This is a genomic window from Prauserella sediminis (genome assembly GCF_014195435.1).
Lineage (GTDB): Bacteria > Actinomycetota > Actinomycetes > Mycobacteriales > Pseudonocardiaceae > Prauserella > Prauserella salsuginis.
In genome coordinates, this window is record NZ_JACIBS010000007.1 from 47,151 (window position 1) to 72,218 (window position 25,068).

At 71.6% G+C, this 25,068-nt stretch carries 23 protein-coding genes; 21 read left to right on the top strand and 2 right to left on the bottom strand.

Translation table 11 applies throughout. The annotated features are described in order from the left end of the window. Positions 1-46 precede the first annotated feature (46 nt). The 21 genes from FB384_RS23255 (at position 47) to FB384_RS23355 (ending at position 23,262) form a co-directional block, all read left to right on the top strand. Positions 47-1,345: a dihydroorotase gene (locus FB384_RS23255; protein ID WP_183786970.1), complete on the top strand. Its 1,299-nt coding sequence runs from the start codon at positions 47-49 to the stop codon at positions 1,343-1,345. Further along, positions 1,345-1,917, top strand: a complete 573-nt coding sequence (locus FB384_RS23260) for a PH-like domain-containing protein (protein WP_228726637.1) — start codon at positions 1,345-1,347, stop codon at positions 1,915-1,917. The genes FB384_RS23255 and FB384_RS23260 overlap by 1 nt, the downstream gene beginning before the upstream one ends. After that, the gene (gene carA / locus FB384_RS23265; RefSeq protein WP_183786971.1) at positions 1,914-3,065 is read left to right on the top strand and encodes a glutamine-hydrolyzing carbamoyl-phosphate synthase small subunit; all 1,152 of its coding nucleotides are present in this window, start codon (positions 1,914-1,916) and stop codon (positions 3,063-3,065) included. The genes FB384_RS23260 and carA overlap by 4 nt, the downstream gene beginning before the upstream one ends. Then, complete coding sequence (gene carB, locus FB384_RS23270; RefSeq protein ID WP_183786972.1) at positions 3,065-6,397, top strand: carbamoyl-phosphate synthase large subunit; 3,333 nt, start codon at positions 3,065-3,067, stop codon at positions 6,395-6,397. Before carA ends, carB begins: the two co-directional genes overlap by 1 nt. Continuing rightward, positions 6,394-7,248, top strand: a complete 855-nt coding sequence (pyrF, locus tag FB384_RS23275) for an orotidine-5'-phosphate decarboxylase (RefSeq protein WP_183786973.1) — start codon at positions 6,394-6,396, stop codon at positions 7,246-7,248. Before carB ends, pyrF begins: the two co-directional genes overlap by 4 nt. Before the next feature lie 350 nt (positions 7,249-7,598). Then, positions 7,599-7,916 (top strand): integration host factor, actinobacterial type, encoded by a 318-nt coding sequence (gene mihF, locus FB384_RS23280; protein ID WP_183658795.1) that lies wholly within the window; start codon positions 7,599-7,601, stop codon positions 7,914-7,916. Then, a complete protein-coding gene (gene gmk / locus FB384_RS23285) occupies positions 7,913-8,566 on the top strand; it encodes a guanylate kinase (RefSeq protein ID WP_183786974.1) in 654 nt (217 codons plus the stop codon). The genes mihF and gmk overlap by 4 nt, the downstream gene beginning before the upstream one ends. A gap of 87 nt (positions 8,567-8,653) precedes the next feature. Beyond that, positions 8,654-8,929, top strand: a complete 276-nt coding sequence (gene rpoZ / locus FB384_RS23290) for a DNA-directed RNA polymerase subunit omega (RefSeq protein WP_030531793.1) — start codon at positions 8,654-8,656, stop codon at positions 8,927-8,929. Positions 8,930-9,073: 144 nt separating this feature from the next. Further along, entirely contained in the window at positions 9,074-10,300 is a 1,227-nt protein-coding gene (gene coaBC, locus FB384_RS23295; RefSeq protein ID WP_183786975.1) for a bifunctional phosphopantothenoylcysteine decarboxylase/phosphopantothenate--cysteine ligase CoaBC, read from the top strand. Positions 10,301-10,395: 95 nt separating this feature from the next. After that, on the top strand, positions 10,396-11,595 hold the full coding sequence (metK, locus tag FB384_RS23300) for a methionine adenosyltransferase (RefSeq protein WP_183786976.1): 1,200 nt from the start codon (positions 10,396-10,398) through the stop codon (positions 11,593-11,595). Positions 11,596-11,748: 153 nt separating this feature from the next. Next, positions 11,749-12,894: an acyltransferase family protein gene (locus tag FB384_RS23305; protein ID WP_183787018.1), complete on the top strand. Its 1,146-nt coding sequence runs from the start codon at positions 11,749-11,751 to the stop codon at positions 12,892-12,894. Between the two features lie 25 nt (positions 12,895-12,919). Further along, on the top strand, positions 12,920-15,274 hold the full coding sequence (locus FB384_RS23310; RefSeq protein ID WP_323985418.1) for a primosomal protein N': 2,355 nt from the start codon (positions 12,920-12,922) through the stop codon (positions 15,272-15,274). Between the two features lie 61 nt (positions 15,275-15,335). Then, positions 15,336-16,271 carry a methionyl-tRNA formyltransferase gene (fmt, locus tag FB384_RS23315; RefSeq protein ID WP_183786978.1) on the top strand — a complete coding sequence of 312 codons (936 nt, stop codon included), beginning with the start codon at positions 15,336-15,338 and terminating at the stop codon, positions 16,269-16,271. Next, positions 16,268-17,833, top strand: coding sequence for an RsmB/NOP family class I SAM-dependent RNA methyltransferase (locus FB384_RS23320; protein WP_183786979.1), 1,566 nt, complete (start codon positions 16,268-16,270; stop codon positions 17,831-17,833). Before fmt ends, FB384_RS23320 begins: the two co-directional genes overlap by 4 nt. Further along, entirely contained in the window at positions 17,830-18,393 is a 564-nt protein-coding gene (locus tag FB384_RS23325; RefSeq protein WP_323985419.1) for a flavoprotein, read from the top strand. Before FB384_RS23320 ends, FB384_RS23325 begins: the two co-directional genes overlap by 4 nt. Positions 18,394-18,547: 154 nt before the next feature. Further along, positions 18,548-19,222 carry a ribulose-phosphate 3-epimerase gene (gene rpe, locus FB384_RS23330; RefSeq protein WP_183787020.1) on the top strand — a complete coding sequence of 225 codons (675 nt, stop codon included), beginning with the start codon at positions 18,548-18,550 and terminating at the stop codon, positions 19,220-19,222. Positions 19,223-19,274: 52 nt separating this feature from the next. Continuing rightward, positions 19,275-20,282 carry a bifunctional diaminohydroxyphosphoribosylaminopyrimidine deaminase/5-amino-6-(5-phosphoribosylamino)uracil reductase RibD gene (gene ribD, locus FB384_RS23335; protein WP_183786980.1) on the top strand — a complete coding sequence of 336 codons (1,008 nt, stop codon included), beginning with the start codon at positions 19,275-19,277 and terminating at the stop codon, positions 20,280-20,282. A 1-nt stretch (position 20,283) separates the two neighbouring features. Further along, positions 20,284-20,910 (top strand): riboflavin synthase, encoded by a 627-nt coding sequence (locus FB384_RS23340; protein ID WP_183786981.1) that lies wholly within the window; start codon positions 20,284-20,286, stop codon positions 20,908-20,910. Positions 20,911-20,912: 2 nt separating this feature from the next. Continuing rightward, positions 20,913-22,274, top strand: a complete 1,362-nt coding sequence (locus FB384_RS23345; protein WP_228726638.1) for a bifunctional 3,4-dihydroxy-2-butanone-4-phosphate synthase/GTP cyclohydrolase II — start codon at positions 20,913-20,915, stop codon at positions 22,272-22,274. Next, a complete protein-coding gene (ribH, locus tag FB384_RS23350; protein WP_183786982.1) occupies positions 22,271-22,780 on the top strand; it encodes a 6,7-dimethyl-8-ribityllumazine synthase in 510 nt (169 codons plus the stop codon). The genes FB384_RS23345 and ribH overlap by 4 nt, the downstream gene beginning before the upstream one ends. Positions 22,781-22,794: 14 nt before the next feature. Further along, complete coding sequence (locus tag FB384_RS23355; RefSeq protein ID WP_183786983.1) at positions 22,795-23,262, top strand: PH domain-containing protein; 468 nt, start codon at positions 22,795-22,797, stop codon at positions 23,260-23,262. Positions 23,263-23,305: 43 nt separating this feature from the next. Here FB384_RS23355 and FB384_RS23360 read toward each other — a convergent pair whose 3' ends face one another. Together FB384_RS23360 and FB384_RS23365 are read right to left on the bottom strand one after the other, a co-directional pair. After that, a complete protein-coding gene (locus tag FB384_RS23360; protein WP_183786984.1) occupies positions 23,306-24,091 on the bottom strand; it encodes an exodeoxyribonuclease III in 786 nt (261 codons plus the stop codon). Positions 24,092-24,291: 200 nt separating this feature from the next. Next, on the bottom strand, positions 24,292-24,969 hold the full coding sequence (locus FB384_RS23365) for an HAD family hydrolase (RefSeq protein WP_183786985.1): 678 nt from the start codon (positions 24,967-24,969) through the stop codon (positions 24,292-24,294). Positions 24,970-25,068 lie beyond the last annotated feature (99 nt).

Consider the following 25,068-nt stretch of genomic DNA (forward strand, 5'->3'; position numbering starts at 1 on the left):
ACTTTTCCGCCGCACCAGGGGACGGTGTCCCGCAAGGAGCTGCATCATGACGGACATTCTGATCACGGGTGCTCGGCCGTACGGCGAAGGCGATCCGGTGGACGTGCTGGTGGCCGACGGGGTCATCGCCGAGATCGGGGAGCGGGGAGCGGTGCGGGCGCCGGAGTCGGCCGAGGTGCTCGACGCGGCGGGACAGGTGCTGCTCCCGGGGCTGGTCGATCTGCACACGCATCTGCGTGAGCCCGGCCGGGAGGACACGGAGACGATCGAGACCGGGTCCCGTGCTGCGGCGCTGGGCGGGTACACGGCGGTGTTCGCGATGGCCAACACCGATCCGGTGGCCGACAATGCGCTCGTCACGGGTCATGTGCTGCGCCGCGGCCGGGAGGTCGGCCTGGTCGACGTGCACCCGGTCGGCGCGGTCACCGTCGGGCTGGCAGGGGAGCGGCTCGCGGAGATGGGCACGATGGCGACCGACGAGGCCGGGGTGCGGATGTTCTCCGACGACGGCCGGTGCGTGTTCGACCCGCTGCTGATGCGGCGTGCGCTGGAGTACTCGACGGCGCTCGGCGTCGTGATCGCGCAGCACGCGGAGGAGCCGCGCCTGACCGACGGGGCGCAGGCACACGAGGGGGAGCGGGCCTCGCGCCTCGGGTACGCGGGCTGGCCCGCGTCGGCCGAGGAATCGATCGTGGCCCGGGACTGCGTGCTGGCGCGTCACGCCGGCGCACGGCTGCACGTCTGCCACGTGTCGACCACGGGTACTGTGGACGTACTGAGCTGGGCGAAGGGGCTCGGCGTGGACGTCTCGGCCGAGGTGACGCCGCATCATCTGCTGCTCACCGACGAGCGCCTGGAGACCTACGACCCGGTGAACAAGGTGAACCCGCCGCTGCGGGCGGAGCGGGACACCGAGCGGCTGCGGCAGGCACTGGCGGACGGCGTCCTGGACTGTGTCGCCACGGACCACGCGCCGCATGCCGAGCAGGACAAGAGCTGCGAGTGGGACGCCGCGCGGCCCGGGATGCTGGGACTGCAGACGGCGCTGTCGATCGTCGCTCACACGATGGTGCGCAGCGGGCTGCTCGACTGGCGCGGAGTGGCCCGGGTGATGAGCGAACGGCCTGCGGAGATCGCGGGACTGCCGGACCAGGGCAGGCCCCTGGCCGTGGGGGAGCCGGCGAACCTGGCGCTCGTCGATCCGGACGCCGAATGGACCGTGCGGGGTGCGGAGCTGGCGAGTGTCGCGGGCAACACGCCGTACGAAGGGATGCGACTGCCCGCCGTGGTGACGGCCACGCTGCTGCGTGGGCGGCTCACGGCTCGTGAAGGGAAGATTGACTGATGGACAGGCTGTTGCTGACGCTGTTGTTCGTCGCGCTGCTGCTGTTGTGCGTGTATGGCATGTGGAAGGGCTGGCGACGACAGGCGCGGGCGCAGAGCGTGCGCATCCCTCCGTTCCCCACGCGCCCGGCGGAGCCGGGGACGGCGCTGCTGGAGGCGCCGGGTCTGTACGTGGCGACGACGTATGCGGGTCACTGGCAGGAGCGCATCGTCACCCGCGGCGCTGGGCTGCGCGGACCGGCGACGCTCCGCCTTCACGACGACGGCATCGACGTCGATCGTGAGGGCATGCCGGGCTTCTGGATTCCCCGCGAGGCCGTCACCGGCATCGCCACGGGCAAGGGCATGGCGGGCAAGGTCATGGGTACCGACAGCCTGCTGATCGTGACCTGGCGTGCCGGCGAGTCCGGTGAGGCGGGTGAGTCCGGCGGCGCCGTCGAGCTCGACACGGGATTCCGTGCCGACGATCGCGGCGTCTATCCAGAGTGGATCAAACAGGTCGAACGCGCCTCGGCGGACGAGGCCGCGACCGAGAGCGACGAGGAGCGCATCGTGGGAGGTGCACAGGCATGAGCGCGACACGCACTCCGGCGGCACTCGTGCTCGAGGACGGCCGGATCTTCCGGGGCAGCGCCTACGGGGCGCAGGGCCGGACCCTCGGCGAGGTGGTCTTCTGCACGGGCATGACCGGGTACCAGGAGACGTTGACCGACCCGTCGTACCGCAGGCAGATCGTCGTGCAGACGGCGCCGCAGATCGGCAACACCGGGTGGAACGACGAGGACGACGAGTCCGCGCGCATCTGGGTGGCGGGCTACGTGGTGCGCGACCCGGCGCGTACGCCGTCGAGCTGGCGGTCGAAGCGCGGGCTGGACGAGGAGCTGGCGGCGCAGGAGATCGTCGGGATCTCCGATGTGGACACCCGCACCCTCACCCGGCACATCCGCGAGCACGGTGCGATGCGCGCCGGGGTGTTCTCCGGTGACGGACTGGTGGCCGACGACGAGATGGTCGCGGCCGTCGCCGCGAGCCCCGCCATGGCGGGTGCCGACCTGGCGGGCGAGGTGACGACGGCGCAGCCGTACGTCGTGCCTGCGGTCGGCGAGACCCGCTTCCGTGTCGCGGCGCTGGACCTCGGGATCAAGGCGAACACGCCGCGGCAGCTGGCACGCCGGGGGATCGAGGTGCACGTGCTGCCCGCGATCTCCACTGTGGAGGACCTGCTCGCCGTGGGTGCGGACGGTGTGTTCCTGTCCAACGGGCCGGGGGACCCGGAGACGCAGCGCCACGCGATCGAGCTGACGAAGGCGACGCTGCAGCGGGAGATCCCGCTGTTCGGCATCTGCTTCGGCAACCAGATCCTGGGCCGCGCGCTGGGACTGGGCACGTACAAGATGCGCTACGGCCACCGCGGCATCAACATCCCGGTGATCGACGCGGCGACCGGCCGCGTCGCGATCACCGCGCAGAACCACGGGTTCGCCCTCGAGGGTGAGCCGGGGCAGCGGTTCGACTCGCCGTTCGGCACCGCGGAGGTGAGCCACCACTGCGCTAACGACGACACGGTCGAGGGCCTGCGGTGCGTGGACGTCCCGGCGTTCTCGGTGCAGTACCACCCCGAGGCCGCCGCGGGCCCGCACGACGCGAACCCGCTGTTCGACGACTTCGTCTCGCTCATGCACAGCCGCCGTACGAACACGGCACAGGAGGCGCACCGGTAATGCCCAAGCGTAGGGACATCGAGCACGTGCTCGTGATCGGCTCGGGGCCGATCGTCATCGGCCAGGCGGCCGAGTTCGACTATTCCGGCACGCAGGCGTGCCGCGTGCTGCGCCAGGAGGGCCTGCGGGTCAGCCTGGTCAACTCCAACCCGGCGACCATCATGACCGACCCGGAGTTCGCCGACGCGACCTACATCGAGCCGGTGACCCCGGAGTTCGTGGAGAAGGTCATCGCCGCCGAACGCCCGGACGCCCTGCTGGCGACCCTCGGCGGGCAGACGGCGCTCAACTGCGCCGTCGCGCTGCACGAGGGCGGCGTGCTGGAGAAGTACGGCGTCGAACTCATCGGCGCCGACATCGACGCGATCCAGCGCGGTGAGGACCGGCAGAAGTTCAAGGACATCGTCCGCGAGGTCGGCGGCGACGTACCCCGCAGCGCCGTTTGCCATTCGATGGAGGAGGTCCGCGCGACCGTCGCCGAGGTCGGGCTGCCCGTCGTCATCCGGCCGTCGTTCACGATGGGCGGCCTCGGTTCGGGCATGGTGCACACCGAGGACGAGATGGAGCGGCTCGCGTCGCTGGGTCTCGAGGAGAGCCCGGTGACCGAGGTGCTCATCGAGGAGAGCGTGCTCGGGTGGAAGGAGTACGAGCTCGAGCTGATGCGCGACGGCCACGACAACGTCGTGGTGGTCTGCTCCATCGAGAACTTCGACGCGATGGGCGTGCACACCGGCGACTCGATCACCGTCGCGCCGTCGATGACGCTGACCGACCGCGAATACCAGCACATGCGCGACGTCGGCATCGACGTGCTGCGTGCGGTGGGCGTGGAGACCGGCGGGTGCAACATCCAGTTCGCGATCAACCCCGTCGACGGCCGCATGGTCGTGATCGAGATGAACCCGCGGGTGTCGCGGTCCTCGGCGCTGGCGTCGAAGGCCACGGGCTTCCCGATCGCGAAGATCGCGGCGAAGTTGGCGATCGGCTACACGCTCGACGAGATCAGCAACGACATCACCGGTGAGACCCCGGCGAGTTTCGAGCCGACGCTCGACTACGTCGTGGTGAAGGTGCCGCGGTTCGCGTTCGAGAAGTTCCCCGGCGCCGACCCCGAGCTGACGACGACGATGAAGAGCGTCGGCGAGGCGATGGCGATCGGGCGCAGTTTCCCGGAGGCGCTCGGCAAGGCGATGCGGTCCATGGAGACCAAGCGCGTCGGGTTCTGGACCCGGCCGGACCCGGAGGGCGCCACGGTCGAGTCCACCCTGGACGAACTGCGCACGCCGCACGACGGCCGGATCTACGCCGTGGAGCGGGCGCTGCGGTTGGGGGCGAGTCCGGAGCAGGTGCATCAGGCCTGCGGCATCGACCCGTGGTTCATCGACCAGATCGCGCTCATCGGCGAGGTCGGGGCCGAGGTTCGCGACGCCCCGGTGCTGTCCGGTGATCTGCTGCGGCGCGCCAAGCGGACGGGACTGTCGGACCGGCAGATCGCGGCGCTGCGGCCGGAACTGGCCGGCGAGGACGGGGTCCGGTCCCTGCGGCAGCGGCTCGGGGTGCACCCGGTGTTCAAGACGGTCGATACGTGCGCGGCGGAGTTCGCCGCCCGCACGCCGTACCACTACTCGGCCTACGAGGCCGATCCGGCGGCCGAGACGGAGGTCGTCGCGCAGCCGGACAAGCCGAAGGTGCTGATCCTCGGCTCCGGCCCCAACCGGATCGGCCAGGGCATCGAGTTCGACTACTCGTGCGTGCACGCCGCGCTCGCGCTGCGGGAGGCCGGGTTCGAGGCCGTGATGGTCAACTGCAACCCGGAGACCGTCTCGACGGACTACGACACCTCGGACCGGTTGTACTTCGAGCCGCTGACCTTCGAGGACGTCCTCGAGGTGGTGCGGGCCGAGCAGGAGTCCGGCACGGTGGCGGGCGTCATCGTTCAGCTGGGCGGGCAGACGCCGCTCGGGCTGGCACAGCGGCTCGCCGACGCCGGCGTGCCGGTGGTCGGCACCCCGCCGGAGGCGATCAACCACGCCGAGGACCGCGGGGCGTTCGGCGACGTGCTGACGGCGGCGGGACTGCCCGCGCCGAAGTACGGCACGGCCACCTCGTTCGACGGCGCGAAGCAGATCGCCGACGAGATCGGGTACCCGGTGCTGGTGCGGCCGTCGTACGTGCTCGGCGGCCGGGGCATGGAGATCGTCTACGACGAGGCCTCGCTCGAGAACTACATCGCCCGTGCCACCGAGGTCACGCCCGAACACCCGGTGCTGGTGGACCGGTTCCTCGACGACGCGATCGAGATCGACGTCGACGCGCTCTACGACGGCGAGGAGCTGTTCCTCGGCGGCGTGATGGAGCACATCGAGGAGGCGGGCGTGCACTCGGGCGACTCGGCGTGCGCGCTGCCGCCCATCACGCTCGGCAGGACGGACCTGGACCAGGTGCGCCGGTCCACCGAGGCGATCGCCCGCGGGGTCGGCGTGCGCGGATTGCTCAACGTGCAGTACGCCCTCAAGGACGACGTGCTGTACGTGCTCGAGGCGAACCCGCGCGCGTCGCGGACGGTGCCGTTCGTGTCGAAGGCGACGGCCGTACCGCTGGCCAAGGCGGCCTCGCTGATCATGACCGGCTCGTCGATCAAGGACCTCCGCGGCCGGGGTGTGCTGCCCGCGGAGGGCGACGGCGGCGAGCTGCCCGTGGACGCGCCGGTGGCGGTCAAGGAGGCGGTGCTGCCGTTCCACCGCTTCCGCACGCCCGAGGGACACGGTGTGGACTCGCTGCTCGGCCCGGAGATGAAGTCGACGGGCGAGGTGATGGGCGTCGACACGGCGTTCGGCACGGCGTTCGCCAAGTCGCAGTCGGGCTCGTACGGCTCGCTGCCCACGAGCGGGACCGTGTTCGTGTCGGTGGCCAATCGCGACAAGCGGTCGCTGGTGTTCCCCGTCAAGCGGCTCGCCGACCTGGGCTTCCAGGTGGTCGCGACCGCCGGGACGGCCGAGGTGCTGCGCCGCAACGGGGTGCCGTGCGGCGTGGTCCGCAAGCAGCACGAGGGCGCGGACACGGCCGTCGTGACGGATCCGAACGAGCCGAACATCGTCGAGCTGATCCTCGACGGCGGCGTCGACATGGTCATCAACACCCCGTACGGCAACAGTGGCCCCCGGATCGACGGCTACGAGATCCGCACCGCGGCCGTCGCGCGCGGCATCCCGTGCGTGACGACCGTGCAGGGCGCGTCGGCGGCGGTGCACGGGATCGAGGCGATGATCCGTGGCGACGTCGGGGTGCGCTCGCTGCAGCGGCTCCAGGCGTCGCTGCGGGACGGCTCGTGACCGAGCGATTCGGGGCCCGGCTGGCCCGCGCGGTCGCCGCGCGCGGGCCGCTGTGCGCCGGTATCGACCCGCATCCGGGGTTGCTGGCCGAGTGGGGCCTGCCGGTGGACGTGCGTGGGCTCGAGCGGTTCGCGCTGACGGCGACCGAGGCGCTCGCGGGCGAGGTGGCGGTCGTCAAGCCCCAGTCGGCGTTCTTCGAGGCCCACGGCTCGGCCGGGGTGGCCGTGCTGGAGCGTGTCGTCGCGGCCTGCCGTGATGCGGGCGCACTCGTGTTGCTCGACGTCAAGCGGGGCGACATCGGGTCGACGATGGCGGCCTACGCCGCCGCGTACCTGTCCGACGGGTCGCCGCTGGCCGCCGACGCCGTCACGGTGTCGCCGTACCTGGGATTCGGGGCCCTCGAACCGGCGTTCGAGGCCGCGGCCGCCTCGGGTAGGGGCGTGTTCGTGCTCGCTCGCACGTCCAACCCCGATGGCGAGGCACTGCAGCGGGCGGACGAGGGCGGCCGGACCGTGGCCCAGTCCATTGTGGATGACGCAGCGGCCCGGAACGCGGGCGCCGAACCCCAGGGCGACGTCGGCGTCGTCGTGGGTGCGACGAACGTCCCTGGTGAGCTTCGCCTCGCCGGGCTGAACGGGCCGGTGCTGGCGCCCGGTTTCGGCGCGCAGGGCGCGACGGCGGCCGATCTCGCGGGCGTGTTCGGGCCCGCGTTGCCCGCCGTGCTGCCGGCCTCGTCGCGGGCGCTGCTGCGGTGTGGGCCGGAGGTCGCGGCGATACGTGACGAGCTGCGCCGGGTGCAGGCCGAACTGGCGGGCGGCGGACCGGCCGGAGGTCGTTCCGCGGCAGGGTGACCGGTTCGCGTAAGCGAATGTAAGCCCTGGTCCGCGCCGATGTTGATCTTGCACTAGGCTGTCGGTGCAAGTGGCGCAGCGGGGGTACGCGGTGCCACTGTCACCGGCGTTCGGTGGTGGGGAATTCCGGCCTTGTGCCGCCCTCCGCCGACAGCTGTGGGTAGGGTCTTCCCGGGTTGGCGTGCCGCGGCCTCCAGTCGCGGCACCCGGGCGCGGATCGGCCGCGTGTGCGGGCATTTTCGGGCACGCACAGGCCGGGTTCGGCGCTCACCCCCGCATTGTGAGTCCAGGTCAGGGGTGGGTACGGTCGCCACACCCACCCAGAATTTTGAGTAATACCGGAGGAAAACGTGGCACTTCCCCAGCTCACCGAGGAACAGCGTGCTGCGGCGCTGGAGAAGGCCGCCGCCGCCCGTCGCGCCCGCGCGGAGCTCAAGGAGCGGCTCAAGCGCGGCGGTACGACCCTCGAGGATGTGCTGAAGCAGGCCGACGAGGACGAGGTGCTCGGCAAGATGAAGGTCTCCGCGCTGCTGGAGGCCCTGCCGGGCGTGGGCAAGGTACGTGCACAGCAGACGATGGAGCGCCTCGAGATCGCGGCCAGCCGTCGTCTGCGCGGCCTCGGTGAACGGCAGCGCAAGGCGCTGCTCACCGAGTTCAGCGGCGAGTGAGCGAGCAGCGACAGCGCGGCTCGAACCAGGCCGGCGTGCGCGGCGGCCGGAGGGCATCCGGTGAGCCGGTGTCGGGCACGACCGCCCGGCGCCGGCTCACCGTCGTATCGGGCCCGTCCGGGGTCGGCAAATCGAGCGTCGTCGGCGAGCTGCGCGCCCTCGATCCGGACATCTACTTCAGCATCTCGATGACCACGCGCGCGCCGCGCGAGGGCGAGGTCGACGGGGCGCACTACCACTTCGTCGATCGTGAGACGTTCGACGCCATGGTCGCCGACGGCCAGTTCCTCGAGTACGCGGAGTTCGCCGGTAACTGCTACGGCACCCCCCGTGGTCCCGTCGAACAGGCCCTCGACGAGGGCAGGCCCGCGGTGCTGGAGATCGAACTCCAGGGCGCACGCCAGGTGCGGCAGGCCATGCCCGACGCACAGCTGGTGATGCTGCTGCCGCCGTCGTGGGGCGAACTGGTCGACCGGCTCACCGGCAGGGGCACCGAGGCGATGGAGGCCGTGCAGGCGCGGCTCGGCGAGGCCGAACGCGAACTCGCGGCCGCCAGCGAGTTCGATGCCCAGGTCGTCAATGCCGATGTGAAGACCGCCGCGCAGGAGTTGTTAGACTTGGTCAGCGGCCCGGCCGGGGCTCCGGACTGACTCCGGGACGGCTCCGGGCACCGACCGATCCGGCACCGGCCGACAGAGAACTTCCGACACCGACCCTTCCGCAGATTCGGAGCAGTAGTGACCGCGTTCACGTTGGGCCCGCAGAGCGAGCAGCTCGAGGGCATCACGAATCCGCCCATCGACGACCTGCTCGACAAGGTCAGCTCCAAGTACGCGCTCGTGGTCTACTCGGCCAAGCGCGCCCGTCAGATCAACGACTACTACGCGCAGCTCGGCGAGGGCCTGCTCGAGTACGTCGGTCCGCTCGTCGAGCCGGGACCGCGGGAGAAGCCGCTGTCGATCGCTCTCCGTGAGATCCACGCGGGTCTGCTGGAGCACACGGAAGGCGAGTGAGTCGACGGCTCATCCGACGTGACAAAACCGGCGATGCCGGCCACCGCCAGACGGTGCCGGTCGCCGGTTTTCGTCGTCTCGGACCGGTTCGCGTGACGCCTCGCACGTTGCGGCGCGGCCACCGGGGCCGTAGGACCTACTGACATGAAGCGGATCGTTCTCGGGGTCGGCGGTGGCATCGCGGCCTACAAGGCGTGCGAGGTGCTGCGCGGGCTCACCGAATCCGGCCACGACGTCCGTGTCGTGCCCACGGAGGCGGCCCTCAACTTCGTCGGTGCGGCGACGTTCGAAGCGCTGTCTGGGCATCCGGTGCACACCGGTGTGTTCACCGCCGTGCCCGAGGTGCAGCACGTGCGCATCGGCCAGGAGGCGGATCTGGTCGTGGTGGTGCCCGCCACCGCCGACCTGCTCGCACGTGCCGCCCACGGCCTCGCCGACGACCTGTTGACCGGCACGCTGCTCACGGCGCGGTGTCCGGTGGTGTTCTTCCCCGCGATGCACACCGAGATGTGGGAGCACCCGGCGACCCGCGACAACGTCGCCACGCTCCGTTCCCACGGTGCGGTCGTCGCCGAGCCGGCCGCGGGCAGGCTCACCGGCGCGGACAGCGGCAAGGGCCGCCTCGCCGATCCGCGCGAGATCGTCGACGTCGCGCGGCTGCTGCTCGCCCGCGGCGATGCGTTGCCGCGCGACCTGGAGGGGCGTCACGTGGTCGTCTCCGCGGGCGGCACGCGGGAACCCCTCGACCCGGTGCGTCATCTCGGCAACCGGTCCTCGGGCAAGCAGGGTTACGCGCTCGCCCGGGTCGCGGCCCAGCGGGGTGCCAGGGTGACGCTCGTGTCGGCCCACACCGACGCGCTCCCGGAACCTGCGGGCGCGGACCTGGTCGACGTCTCGACGGCCGCGGAACTGGGGGAGGCCGTCGACGCGGCCGCCGCCGATGCCGACGTCGTCGTGATGGCCGCAGCCGTGGCCGACTTCCGCCCAGCGGGCACCGCCGGGCACAAGATCAAGAAGAGCGACGAGAACCCCGATCCGGTCATCGAGCTGGACCGCAACCGGGACGTGCTCGCCGGGCTCGTGGCACGGCGCAGGCCGGGGCAGATCGTCGTCGGGTTCGCCGCGGAGACCGGCGACGCCGCGGGCAGCGTGCTCGACCACGCCCGTGCCAAGCTCGCCCGCAAGGGCTGCGACTTGCTCGTCGTCAACGCAGTCGGTGACGGCGGTGCGTTCGACGCCGACGACAACACCGGCTGGCTGCTCGCCTCGGACGGCGCCGAGGACCGCATTCCGCTCGGCGCCAAATCCGAGCTCGCCGCCACCGTGTGGGACGCGGCGGTGCGACTGCTGGGTGACGACCTCGGCAGGTGACCGGCGCCGCCTGCGACTTCCCAGATACCGGGAAACGCGCGGATGCCGCCGATAGGGTGAGGCTGTTCCCGTCGTCGAGAGGTGAGGTGCAGTCGGTGGCCGCCGTGCAGGGCAGGTTGTTCACGAGTGAGTCGGTGACCGAGGGTCATCCTGACAAGATTTGTGACGCGATCAGCGACACGATTTTGGATGCGATGTTGGCGCAGGACCCGCGGTCGCGGGTTGCGGTGGAGTCGATGGTGACGACTGGTCAGGTGCATGTGGCTGGTGAGGTGACCACGGCGGCGAACATCGATACGACGGCGTTGATTCGTCAGGCTGTGTTGGATATCGGGTATGACTCCTCGGAGAAGGGCTTTGATGGCGCTTCGTGTGGGGTGAGTGTGTCGATTGGTGCGCAGTCGCCGGATATTGCGCAGGGTGTGGACACGGCGTATGAGTCGCGTCTGGAGAACGCTCTGGATGATCTGGATAAGCAGGGTGCTGGTGATCAGGGGTTGATGTTCGGGTATGCCTGCTCGGACACGCCGGAGTTGATGCCGTTGCCGATTGCGTTGGCGCATCGGTTGTCGTTGCGGTTGTCGCAGGTGCGTAAGAACGGCACGGTGCCGTATTTGCGTGCGGATGGTAAGACGCAGGTGACGATCGAGTACGACAAGGACAAGCCGGTCCGGTTGGACACGGTGGTGCTTTCGTCGCAGCATGCTGAGGGTGTCGATCTGGACAAGCAGCTTGCGGCTGATGTGCAGAAGTATGTGATTGATCCGGAGATCGAGGATCTGGGTCTGCAGGCGGAGAATCCGACGATTCTGATCAATCCGACGGGCCGGTTTGTGGTTGGTGGTCCGATGGGTGATGCGGGTCTGACGGGTCGGAAGATCATTGTTGACACCTATGGCGGGATGGCCCGTCATGGTGGTGGCGCGTTCTCGGGTAAGGACCCGTCGAAGGTGGACCGGTCGGCGGCGTATGCGACGCGGTGGGTGGCCAAGAACGTGGTGGCTGCTGGTTTGGCGGATCGGGCCGAGGTGCAGGTCGCGTATGCGATCGGTAAGGCGGCTCCGGTGGGTCTGTTCGTGGAGACTTTCGGTACGGAGAAGGTGGCGCCGGAGAAGATCCAGGCGGCGATCAACGAGGTGTTCGACCTGCGTCCGGCGGCGATCATCCGTGATCTGGATCTGCTGCGGCCGATCTACGCGCAGACGGCGGCCTATGGTCACTTCGGCCGTCCGGATGCGAACCTGCCGTGGGAGAACACCAACCGCACCGACGACCTGCTCCGCAGCGTGGGCTGACCAGGCCCGCAGCGCGTCTCGGCCGACCGTGGCCGTCCGGCGAGACCCGGGCGGCCACGTCGCTGTGCGTAGTTCCTGTCGCGGGTGAACGGGCCGACACGCCGCGGCCCTGCCGCTCGTCCGGGTGAGGCGGTGCCTTACGCTACGGAACTTGTGGTGAGCACGCAGGGAGTACAGGACACGGCGTCCGGGGCCTCGGGTGGGACGCCGCAGCCCCCGCGCGGCACCCGGTACATCAGCTGGGACGCCATCCGCGTCCTCGGTATCGTCGCGGTCCTGGCGTTCCACGCCACCTTCCTGACCCCGCACACGCTGCCCGGGTACGACATGCCGCCCGGCCCGCTGCAGATGGACTTCCCGTTCGGCGCCTCATTGCTGATCGTCATCTCGGGGTACTTCGCCGCGATGACCGTCGGCAGGAAGCCGCCGCTGCGGTGGTGGCTGCGCCGGCTCGCCCGGCTTCTGCCCGCGTTCTTCGTCGCGGTGATCGTCATCTTCGTGGCGAGCGTGGCGCTGCATCCCGAGGGCTTCTACCGGCCGTCCTACACCGACCTCGCCGGCAACCTCGCGCTGTTGCCGAACCTGCTCGGCGGTGTCGAGTACATCGACCGCGCTCACTGGACGGTGCCGATCCAGGTGTGCGGCTTCACCGCCATCGCGCTGTTGGCCTGGAAGGGCCGCGTGCGAGGGCGGGCCGCGACGGCGGTGCTGTGGGGTGTGCTGCTGTTCCCGCTCGCGCTGCGGTACCTGTTCATGGGTCCCGGGAAGGTCGCGCCCGAGTGGGTCAGCATGCTCATGGACGGCACCGGGCTGGCTCGTGCGCACCTGCTGATCGCCGGGGTCGCGATCTTCCGGTGGTCGAAACAGCGCATGACGTTCACCCAGCTGTTGCTGATGCTGGTGGTCGTGCTCGTGGCGCACACGAAGCACCCACCGCCCGGCGACTCGGTCGTGGCGTTCGCGGTGGCGCTGGTGCTGATCTGTGTGGCCGCCTACCAGCCCATGTGGGACACGCCCCTGCTGACGAACTTCGCCAGGCCGATCCGCTGGCTGGGCGGCATCTCCTACGGCGTGTACCTGATGCACTACGTCATGGGGTCGCTGGTCGCCCGTCACCTCGCTGACCTGGGCGTGCCGTGGTACGGCTGGATCCCGGCGTACGTGGCGGTCGCCGTGTTGCTGGGCTGGGCACTGACCCGGTGGGTCGAACAGCCCGCGTTCACGTTGCTCAACCGCGGCATCGATGCGCTGCCGTCCCGGTCCCCGAAGGGGTCGCGGGCAGCGCACACCGGAGGGTGAGCAGCGCTCTGGTAGAGAAGACGGCGTGAGCGGCCCCGAACCGACCCCACTGTGGGAGCTGGACGATCTGCCCGCGCCGAAACCGGACGGGGCGGCCGGCTCCGGCGCGTCCGGAAGTGCCGGCGCGACCGCGGGTGGCGCGGGGCGCACCACCGGCAAGCGCACCACCGGCAAGCGCGGCGGTGGCAAGAGCAGCACCAAGGGACGCAAGCAGCCGGCCGACCGCGATCCGATCGCCCGCGTGGCCGTCGACGTGCCGCTGCCGCATCTGGACCGGACGTTCGACTACCAGGTTCCCGCGGAACTCGACGCTCGCGCGGTCGCGGGCTGCCGCGTGCGGGTGCGATTCGCCGGCCAGCTGGTCGACGGCTTCGTCGTCGAACGTGCCGCGACGACCGAGCACCGGGGGCGGCTGGCCTTCCTCGAACGTGTCGTCTCCAGCGAGGTCGTCCTGACCCCTCAGCTGGCCGGGCTCTGCCGGGCGATCGCCGATCGCTACGGCGGCACGTTCATGGACGTCGCCCGGCTGGCCATCCCGCCCCGCCACGCTGCCGTCGAGGGCGAGGGCAGTGTCGGATCCGGCGGTGACGCAGGCCGCGGATCACCGCCACAGGCCACGGACCCACAGCCCGCGGATCCGGGCGCCACGGATCCGGGCGCCACGGATCCGGAGGGCGGGAGTGCGAGTGCGGCGGTCGCGGGCCCGGCGACCTCGGAGGCGGCGGCCGGGCCCGGCCATGTGACCGGCGAACGACCCGACGCGACGTCACCCGGCACGAGGCCACCGGACAGCACGCCACCCGACACGACGGCGTGGGAGCGGTACCAGTGGGGCTCGTCGTATGTCAGCGCCTTGGCTGCGGGAAGGGTGGCCAACGCGGTGTGGCAGGCCCTGCCGGGGGAGGACTGGCCCAGGCGGCTCGCCGAACTGGCCGCCACGGTGGCCGCGGCGGGCCGGGGCGCCGTGCTCGTCGTGCCGGACCACCGGGACGTGACGCGACTGGCGGCCGCCTGTGCCGAACTGGCGGGCCCGGCCGCGGTCACCGCACTGTCGGCCGATCTCGGACCAGCCGAGCGGTACCGCCGGTGGCTGGCGGTGAAACGCGGCACGGTCCGCATCGTCGTCGGCACGCGTGCCAGCATGTTCGCGCCCGTGACCGATCCCGCCCTGTACGTGGTGTGGGACGACGGCGACGACCTGCACGCCGATCCGCACATGCCGTATCCGCAGGTGCGGGACGTGCTCATGGTCCGAGCCCACACCGACGGTGCGTCGTTGCTGGTCGGCGGGTTCGCCCGGACCGCGGAGGCCCAGCTGCTCCTCGAATCCGGGTGGGCACAGCCGCTCGTGGCCCCGCGGCAGCAGCTGCGTTCGCGGGCGCCGCGGGTGACCCCGACCGGCGAGGACTTCGACGTCGCGCGGGACCAAGCGGCGCACGCGGCACGGCTGCCCGCGGTGGCGTTCGAAGCGGCGCGCGCCGCCTTGAAGGCGGGGGCGCCGGTGCTGGTGCAGGTGCCCCGCCGCGGCTACGTGCCCGGACTCGCGTGCGCACACTGCCGCGCGCGGGCACGATGCCGGCACTGTGCGGGGCCGTTGGCGTTACCCGGCGGCGGGGAAGCGGGTTCGCCCCGTTGCCGGTGGTGCGGGGTGACCGACGCGGCGTTCCGCTGCTCGGCGTGCGGGTCGGTGCGGCTGCGTGCGGTCGTCATCGGGTCGAAACGGACGGCCGAAGAGCTGGGCAGGGCGTTCGCGGGTGCTCCCGTGCGGACCTCCGGCGGCGGCGAGGTGCTCGACAGGGTGGTTGCGGCACCGGCGATCGTCGTGGCGACCCCGGGCGCCGAACCGGTCGCCGACGGCGGTTACGGGGCAGCGCTGCTGCTCGACGGCTGGGCGTTGCTGGGCAGGCAGGACCTGCGCGCGTCGGAGGAGGCGCTGCGCCGCTGGATGGCCGCGGCCGCGCTGGTGCGTCCCGCGGAGGCTGGTGGCCGTGTGGTCGTCGGTGCCGAGGCGGGCATACCCGTGGTGCAGGCGCTGGTGCGGTGGGATCCCGGCTGGCTCGCGGAGTCGGAACTGGCCGAACGCCGCGAGCTCGGCTTCCCGCCCGCGGTGCGCATGGCCAGCCTCGACGCCTCGCCCGATGTTCTGGCGGCGGCGCTCGACGAACTCGAGCCGCCCGAGAGCGCGGAGATCCTCGGCCCGGTGCCGCTCGGCGAGGTCGACGAGGACGGCAACGCCGAACGCGAGCGGGCGCTGGTGCGGGTTCCGCGCGGCGACGGGCGCGCCCTCGCCGCGGCGGTGCACACGCTCAACGCCGTGCGAGGAGCCCGCAAGGAGCAGGAGCCCGTGCGGATCCGGCTCGACCCCCTCGACCTCATCTGACGCGCGGGCGGCGCTCTAGACTGGCGAGGATGATCGCACCGCTGACCCGTGCGGGCGGCCGATGAGGCTCGTCTTCGCCGGCACACCGGAACCCGCCGTCCCCACGCTCCGCGCGCTGCTCGCCTCGCGGCACGACGTCGTCGCCGTCGTCACCCGCCCGGACGCACCCGCCGGTCGGGGCCGCAAGCTCGTACGCTCTCCCGTCGGCGCGCTGGCCGACGAGCACGGCATCGAGGTGCTCACACCGACCCGCGCGGATGATCCGGACTTCCTGTCGCGGCTGGGCGCGCTCGCGCCCGACGCCTGCCCCGTGGTGGCCTACGGTGCACTGTTGAAGCAGGATGCGCTCGACATTCCCGCCCACGGCTGGGTGAACCTGCACTTCTCGCTGCTGCCCGCGTGGCGCGGCGCCGCCCCGGTGCAGGCCGCCATCGGCGCGGGCGACGACTACACGGGCGCGTCGACGTTCCGGATCGTTCCCGAACTCGACGCCGGTCCCGTGTTCGGTGTCGTGACCGAGCGCATCGGCGCCACCGACACCGCGGGCGCACTGCTCGGCAAGCTCGCCGAATCGGGCGCGGACCTCATGGTGTCCACGATGGACGGCATCGAGGACGGCACCGTCACCGCCGTGGAGCAGCCCGCCGACGGGGTGAGCTACGCGCCCAAGGTCACCGTCGACGACGCGCGGGTGCAGTTCGACCGGCCCGCGCTCGCCGTCGACCGGCACATCCGCGCGGTGACGCCGGACCCGGGTGCTTGGGCGCAGTTCCGCGACGCGCGCTGCAAACTCGGCCCGGTGCGGCCGCTGGAGGCCGACTCCGGTGCGCCCGAGCTGGCTCCCGGACAGCTGCTGGTGGAGCGCAAGCGCGTAATCGCGGGCACCGCCACCGCACCCGTCGAACTGGGCGAGGTGCAGGCACAGGGGAAGAAACGCATGGCGGCGACCGACTGGGCTCGCGGCACGAGAATCGAGCACGGGGAGCGCCTCACATGAGCGACGACGGCAAAGGTGGCAACGGCAAGGGCGGCAACGGCGGCGGCGACCGCCGTCGCCGTGACCGCGGCGGGCAAAGCGGTGCGGGCGGCAGGCCCGGCGGCCGCGGGGGCCGGGGCGGCAGGCCGCAGGACGATCGACAGCGCAGGCAGGGCGGCAGGCCGGATCGTGGCAGGCGGCCCGCGCCGCGCAAGGAAGGTCCGCGCAAACCGCCGGTCGACGATCCGGCGCGCCGAGTGGCGTTCGACGCCCTGCGTGCCGTCAGCGAACGCGACGCCTACGCCAACCTGATTCTGCCGGAGCTGCTGCGGCAGCGGCGCGTGTCCGGGCGTGACGCCGCGCTGGCGACCGAACTCACCTACGGCACGGCGCGCGCCGCCGGACTGCTCGACGAGATCATCGCGTCCTGCGTGGACCGCTCGCTGTCCGACGTGGACGGAGCCGTACTCGACGGGCTCCGGCTCGGTGCGTACCAGCTGCTGCGTACCCGGATCCCGCCGCACGCGGCGGTCGACTCGGCCGTGGAGCTCGTGCGCGACGTCGCAGGCTCGCACGTCGCCGGATTCGTCAACGCGGTCCTGCGCAAGGTGTCCGATCAGGACGAACAGGCGTGGGTCGACCAGCTGGCACCCGACATCGAGACGGACCGGATCGGCCATCTCGCGATGCGCACCGCTCACCCGCGGTGGATCGCGCGCGCGTTCGCCGAAGCGCTCGGCGACACGGGGGACGAGCTCGAAGCGGCGCTGCGGGCCGACGACGCCCGGCCCGAGGTTCACCTGCTCGCGCGACCGGGCGAGATCAGCTCCGACGAACTCGCGGCGATCACCGGTGGCGACGTCGCGCCGTACTCGCCGTACGGCGTGCACCTGCCGGCCGGCAGCGGTGACCTGGCCGCCTCGGAACCCCTGAAGGAGCACCTCGCGGCGGTCCAGGACGAGGGCAGCCAGCTGGTCACGCTCGCGGCAGTGGGCGCGCCCGTCGACGGGTCCGACGCGCGCTGGCTCGACCTGTGTGCCGGACCGGGCGGCAAGGCGACGTTGCTCGGCTGCCTGGCGGCGACGGCGGAGGACGAGGTGGCCGTGGACGCCGTCGAGGTCGCCGACCATCGCGCGCGGCTCATCGAGCAGGCCGTCGACGGGCTGCCCGTGACCGTGCACCGGGCGGACGGGCGCGACCCCGGTCTCGACGGCGGCTACGACCGGGTGCTGGTCGACGCGCCGTGCAGCGGGCTCGGCGCTCTGCGGCGCCGCCCGGAATCGCGGTGGCGCAGGCAGCAGAGCGACGTCGCGGACCTGACGAAACTGCAGGCCGAGCTTCTCGAATCGGCGTTCCGACTCGTACGGCCCGGCGGGATCGTGGCGTACGTGGTGTGTTCCCCGCACCTGGCCGAAACCGACGGTGCGTTCACCACGGCCGTACGGCGTGCCGGGGCCGAGCCCCTCGACGCGCGGGAGTTCTTCCCCGGCGTGCCGCACCTGGGCGACGGCCCTGCGGTGCAGCTCTGGCCGCACCGGCACGGCACCGACGCCATGTTCTGCGGCCTCGCCCGCGCCACGTGACGGCGACAGCCGGCCCGGCGGCGAGCGAGCCACGGGGCATCGAACGCGGCTGTCTTGGTCTCGTCGCGTCGGCGTGCGGGGGCGTGGAGACCCGGCTGGCGGCCGAACTGGCCGAACCCGCGGCCGAACGGGGCTGGCGGCTGGCGATCACGCTGACGCCGACGGCCGCGTCGTGGTTCGACGACCGGCAACTCGCCCGGCTGCAGGCGAGCACCGACCTCGACGTCCGGTGGACCGCGCGGTTGCCCGAACAGCCGCGGCCCCATCCGGATCCCGAGGCGTTCGTCGTCGCCCCGGCGAGTGCCGGCTCGGTGGCGAAACTCGCCCTCGGGCTGGCCGACAACCAGGCACTGACCGTGCTCGGCGACGCCGTCGGCGTGGTGCCGATGGTCGTGGGCCACCGGGTGCAGCCCACCAGGCCGGCCCATCCGGCCTGGCAGGGCCACCTCGACACGCTGGCAGGCGCCGGGGTGGCCGTGGCCGAGCTCGGCGGCGCACCGTGGACGGAGCTGCTGGACCGGCTGCCCGCGACGGCGTTCGGTGAGCACGGTGCCCGGTGAGTCCCGATGAGCACGGTGCCCGGTGAGTCCCGTGCCTGATGAGTGCTCCGGTGCGGTTCACCTCACTCCGGAGTGAGGTGACCCCCTCCCCGGACGGCCGCGGCGCGGGGCGCTGCCTAGGATTCGCGGTGTGGCCTCTCAACCGCTTCACCCGATGATCGCCCCGAGCATCCTGTCCGCCGACTTCGCCCGCCTCGGCGAGGAGGTGGCGGCCGTCGCCCGCGACGGTGAAACCCGTGCCGACTGGGTCCACGTCGACGTGATGGACAACCACTTCGTCCCCAACCTCACGCTCGGCCTCCCGGTCGTCGAGTCGCTGCAGAAGGTCACCGACGTCCCGCTCGACTGCCACCTGATGATCGAGAACCCGGACAAGTGGGCACCCGGCTACGCCGAGGCGGGCGCCTACAACGTCACGGTGCACGCCGAAGCGGCCCACGATCCGGTGATGCTCGCGAAGAACCTGCGCGCCGCGGGCGCGAAGGCGGGCCTGTCGGTCAAGCCCGGCACACCGCTCGAGGATCATCTCGAGACGCTCAAGCACTACGACACGTTGCTGATCATGTCGGTCGAACCGGGATTCGGCGGCCAGTCGTTTATCCCGGACGTGCTCGAGAAGGTGCGCACGGCGCGCCGCCTCGTCGACACCGGCCACCTCACCCTCGTCGTGGAGATCGACGGCGGTATCAACGCCGACACGATCGAACAGGCCGCCGAGGCCGGCGTCGATTGTTTCGTGGCCGGATCCGCCGTCTACGGCGCCGAGGATCCCGGCAGGGCCGTCGCGGCGCTGCGCGATCAGGCGGCCGGCGCGCGCTCGGCGCACTGACGTGCCTGCCGGATCGGCCGACCGCGAGGCCGGGACAGGTGTGGCGGGGGCGATGGCGGCGGCGCTCGCGCTGAGCGAGGGCGTACGCGGCACGACGAGCCCCAACCCACCCGTCGGAGCGGTGATCGTCGACGTCGGGGGCGAGGTCGTGGGCAGGGGAGCCACCCAGCCTCCCGGCGGGCCGCACGCCGAGGTGATGGCCCTGCGCGAAGCGGGGGAGCGGGCGCGCGGCGGCACCGCGTACGTGACGCTCGAACCGTGCGGTCACCAGGGCAGGACCCCGCCGTGCGCGCAGACGCTGCGCGACGCCGGTGTCGCCGCGGTGCGGTACGCGGTCACCGACCCGAACCCGCCGGCGGCAGGCGGTGCCGAGGTGCTGCGTGCGGCGGGCGTGGACGTGGTGGGGGGACTGCTCGCAGACGAGGTCGCGGGCGGGCCGCTGCGGGCGTGGCTGCACTCGGTGCGCACGGGCAGGCCGCACGTCACGTGGAAGTACGCCGCCACGCTCGACGGCCGCGTGGCTGCTGCCGACCGCACGAGCCGGTGGATCTCCGGGCCCGAGTCGCGCGCCGAGGTGCACCGCATCCGCGCGGCGGCCGACGCGGTGGTCGCGGGCACCGGAACGGTTCTGGTCGACGACGCGTGGCTCACCGTCCGCGGCGCCGACGGTGACCTCGCCGACCGGCAGCCGCTGCGCGTCGTCGTCGGCGCGCGGGAAATACCCGGGACCGCGCGCGTGTTGGACGACGCGGCTCCGACCCTGCAGCTGCACACGCACGATCCACGGGAGGTGCTGGCCGCACTGGCCGAGCGCGGGGTCGTCGACGTGCTGCTCGAAGGTGGGCCGACGCTGGCGGGTGCCTTCGCGGGGGCGGGCATGATCGATCGGATCGTGGGATACGTCGCGCCGGCGCTGCTAGGGGCAGGGCCGACGGCGCTCGGCCCTGCGGGCGTGTCGACCATCACCGAAGCCCACCGGTGGCGTGTCGAAGGGGTCACCATGAGTGGGGACGACGTGCGGATCACGGCCGTACCGGCCGCCGGTGAAGGAGGACCCTGACGTGTTCACGGGCATCGTGGAGGAGCTCGGCGAGATCACGGCCGTCGAGGGGAGCGGTGACGCGGCACGACTGCGCGTCCGCGGCCCGGTGGTGACCGGAGATGCGAAGCATGGGGACTCGATCGCGGTGAACGGCGTGTGCCTGACCGTGGTCGAGGTCCACGGCGACGAGTTCACCGTCGACGTCGTGTCCGAGACTCTCGAGCGCACCAGCCTGGCCAAAGCCGAAGCGGGGCGGGCGGTGAACCTCGAGCGTGCGATGGCCGCGGGCGGCCGGTTCGGCGGGCACGTCATGCAGGGGCACGTCGACGGCACGGGGGTGTTCCTGCACCGCGACGCCGATGATCTCACGCATTTCGCGTTTCCCCCGCAGCTCGGGCGCTACATCGTGGAGAAGGGTTCCATCGCGATCGACGGCGTGTCGCTGACGGTCGCGAGCGTCTCGCCGGAGGAACTGACGATCGCGCTGATTCCGACGACGCTGTCGCTGACCACGCTCGGCCGCACCGAACCGGGTGACGTCGTGAACCTCGAGGTGGACGTCCTCGCCAAGTACGTCGAGAAGCAGACCGCCGGTGGAGCAGCGTCGCTTCCGGTGGACAATGGCGGTGGCAAGGAGGACGGGTGAGCATGACAGAGACGTCAGAGACGTCAGCGGCGTCGCAGGCGGGTGCACCGGCCGGATTCGACATCGAGTCGATCGAGCTGGCCATCCAGGACATCGCCGACGGTAAGGCCGTGGTCGTCGTCGACGACGAGGACCGCGAGAACGAGGGCGATCTGATCTTCGCCGCGGAGAAGGTGACGCCGGAGCTGCTGGCGTTCATGGTGCGGTACACGTCCGGCTACGTGTGCGTGTCGCTGACCGGTGAGGATTGTGATCGGCTCGATCTGCCGCCGATGTTCCACACCAACCAGGACGTGCGCGGCACGGCGTACACCGTCACGGTCGACGCCGGAGAGGGCATCGGCACGGGCATCTCCGCCACCGACCGGGCGCACACGATCTCGCTGCTGGCGGACCCGTCGACAGGGCCGAAGGACTTCAAGCGCCCCGGACACGTCGTTCCGCTGCGCGCCAAGGACGGCGGCGTGCTGCGCCGCCCCGGTCACACGGAGGCCGGCGTCGACCTCGCGCGCTTGGCGGGGCTGGCTCCGGCGGGCGTGCTGTGCGAGATCGTGTCGCAGAAGAACGACGGCGACATGGCCAAGCGGGACGAGCTCGAGGTGTTTGCCGCCGACCACGACCTGCGGCTGATCACGATCGCGGATCTGATCGCCTACCGCAGGCGCATGGAGAAGCAGGTCGAGCGGGTCGCCGAGGCACGGATCCCGCTCGCCGCGGGCACGTTCCGCGCGATCGGCTACGACAGCCTGCTCGACGGCATCGAGCACGTCGCGTTCGTCTACGGCGACATCGGCGACGGTGAGGACGTGCTGGTCCGGGTGCACTCCGAATGCCTGACCGGCGACGTGTTCGGCTCGCTGCGTTGCGACTGCGGCCCGCAGCTGCAGGCAGCTCTCGAGGCCGTGGCGGCCGAGGGGCGCGGCATCGTGCTCTACATCCGCGGTCACGAGGGCCGGGGTATCGGGTTGCTGCACAAACTGCAGGCGTACCAGCTGCAGGACGACGGAGCCGACACGGTCGACGCGAACCTTCAGCTGGGCGTGCCCGCCGATGCGCGGGACTACGGCACGGGCGCGCAGATCCTCACCGACGTCGGGGTGCGGTCGATGCGGCTGCTGACCAACAATCCGACCAAGCGGGTCGGGCTGGAAGGCTACGGCCTGCGCGTGACGGGCCGGGTGGCGCTGCCGGTGTCGCCGAACCCGGAGAACCTGCGGTACCTGCAGACCAAGCGCGACCGCATGGGCCACGAGCTGGCGCAACTGGAGAACGCGGACGACGTCGGCGCGGGCTTGATCGAGTTTGGCGAGGCCGCAACCGGCGCCGTCGGCACGGGAACGGAAGACGGTGGTGGAGCGCCGTGAGTGGCGAAGGACGGCCGGACGAGAACGTCGAGGGGCTGCGCGAGTGCGAGAATCTGCGGCTCGCCGTCGTGGCCACCCGCTGGCACACGACGATCACCGACAGCCTGCTGGAGAACGCGCTGCACGCGGCGTCGGAGGCGAACCTGGCCGATGAACCGACGGTGGTGCGCGTGGCGGGTGCGGTGGAGCTGCCCGTCGTGGCGCAGGCGCTGGCCAGGGGACACGACGCCGTCGTGGCGCTCGGCGTGGTGATTCGCGGCGGCACGCCGCACTTCGATTACGTGTGCGATGCCGTCACGGCAGGTCTGACGCGGGTGGCGCTCGACGAGTCGACGCCCGTCGGCAACGGTGTGCTGACGTGTGACACCGAGCAACAGGCCCTGGACCGTGCCGGTCTGGCCGACTCGGTGGAGAACAAGGGACGGGAGGCCACCGTCGCCGCGCTGACCACCGCGGGCGTGCTGCGTGGCCTGCGCCAGCCGTGGACCGAACGGGGCTTCGTGTGAACGCGGGTGACCAGATGACCGCACATTCCGGCGATGGCGTGACCGGCGACGACGTGGTCGTGGCCCGGCCGCGGCGGACCGCGTGGATGGGTATCTCCCTCGGGATCGCGCTGCTCGCGGTGTTCACGGTCGTGGCCGTGTTGCTGCGCGGCTCCGACAGCGGGGCGATCTTCCACCTCAGCGACCAGATCGCGATGGTGTTCGTGGGCCTGCTGCTGGGCCTGGCGTGCGCGTCGTTCGGCACGCCGAAGGTGCGCGCCGACTCCCGCGGCATCGACGTGCGCAACGTCGGCACCACCCGGCATTTCGAATGGGACCAGGTGCTGTCGGTGAGTTTCCCGGACGGCGCCTCGTTCGCCCGCCTCGAGCTGCCCGACGACGAGTACTACCCGCTGCTCGCGGTGCAGGCCGTCGACCGGGACCGCGCCGTGACGGCCGTGCGCGGGCTGCGCAGGCTGCACCGGCGCGCCCGGGAGGACTGATCAGCGCGGGCGCGTCACCGGTGGCGCGCCCGCGCTGATGGGGTCAGAGGTCGACGTCGACGACGACGGGCGCGTGGTCGGACGGGCTCTTGCCCTTGCGTTCCTCGCGGTCGACGTAGGCGTCCGAGACGGCGCCCGCGACGGTGGCGTCGGCGTACACCAGGTCGATCCGCATGCCCTTGTTCTTGGGGAAGGCCAGCTGGCGGTAGTCCCAATAGGTGTACGGGTGGTCGTATTTCAGCGGCCGGGGCACGACGTCGGTCAGCCCGGCGTCCCGCAGCGCGGCCAGCGCCTTGCGCTCGCGCTCGGTGACGTGCGTCGATTCGGCGAACAGCGCGATGTCCCACACGTCGTCGTCGGTGGGGGCGATGTTGAAGTCCCCGAGGACGGCGAGCGGCCGTGCCGGGTCCGCCGCGGTGTCCGCGGCCACCGTGTGGCTGAGCGTCGCGAGCCAGTCGAGCTTGTAGTCGTAGTGTGCGTGCCCGGGTTCGCGGCCGTTGGGTACGTACACCGACCAGACGCGCACGCCGCCGCAGGTCGCGCCGATCGCGCGGGGTTCGACCGCGCCGTCGTAGGCGGGCTGGCCGGGGAGGTCGCGTACGACGTCGTCGAGCCCGGCCTTCGACAGGATCGCCACGCCGTTCCAGCGGCCGGTGCCGTGGGAGGCGATCTCGTAACCGAGTTCGCGTACCTGGTCGGTGGGGAAGGCGTCGTCGGTGCACTTGAGTTCCTGCAGGCACAGCACGTCCGGCCGGGCCGAGTCGAGCCAGGCGAGCAGCCGGGGGAGACGGGCGGTGACCGAGTTGACGTTCCAGGTGGCGATCCGCATGCGGGCAGCCTCGCACAACGAGGTCGATGTATAATGACCTATACGGCACCGCTGTGGTGGCCGTGTCCCTCGCCGCTGTCCGGCGTGGCACGCCGGTCACCGTCCCATACATGCCCGGACGTGGGAGGTCGGCTCGGGCAGGGTGGCCACCGTCGGGTATCCACGGCGGCTGTCCTCGGCTCCGCCGCGGACACCACCGGTTAGAGCGCCAGCAGGCCCGCCACCACCTCGTCGACCCGGCTCGCCACGACGTGGGGGCGTTCGACCAGCGGAGTGAGATCACCTTCGAGGCGCGAGGCGAACCCTGCGAGCAGGCCGGCCTTCACTGCGCCGTGCGTGTCCCACGAGTGCACGGCCACCAGTGCCGTGTCCCCGGGCGTGGCGCCGGCCTGCTCGCACGCCCAGTGGTACACGCGCGCCGGCGGTTTGAACGAGCGGACGGCCTCGGCGGAGAGGACGCCGCGCAGTCGCCCGCTCATCCCGTGTCTGTCGAGAATGGACTCCAGGATGCCGGCGCTGCCGTGGGTGAAGCCGTAGGCGGGCACCTGTGCCTCCGCGAGCAGGGTGAACGCGGTCTCCGCCTCGGGGTGCAGCGGGAGGTCGCCGAAGCCGTCGAGGATGTGGGCGATCGCATCGTCGGTCAGCGTGTGGCCGGACGTGATCGCGAGCTGCGCCGCGGCGACGGCACGGAACGGCGGTGCCTCGCCGGCGAGGGTGTACGCCATGCCGTCGCGCAGCGTGCGCGCGAAGAACAACTCCAGCTCGTGGCCCGGCCTGCCCGTCTCGACGAACCGCTCCCGCAACGGCTCCAGCTGTACCAGCGTCTCGAACACGTCGAACAGCACCACCGACGGCCGCCTCGGCACAGCGCGTTCCATGTCGGCCAGGCTACGTTGCGGCCCCGGGCGCCGCGAGGTGATCGCACGGGAACCGGACCGGCCTCGCGTTCCCACACGGCGCGGCCACCCGGCGGACCC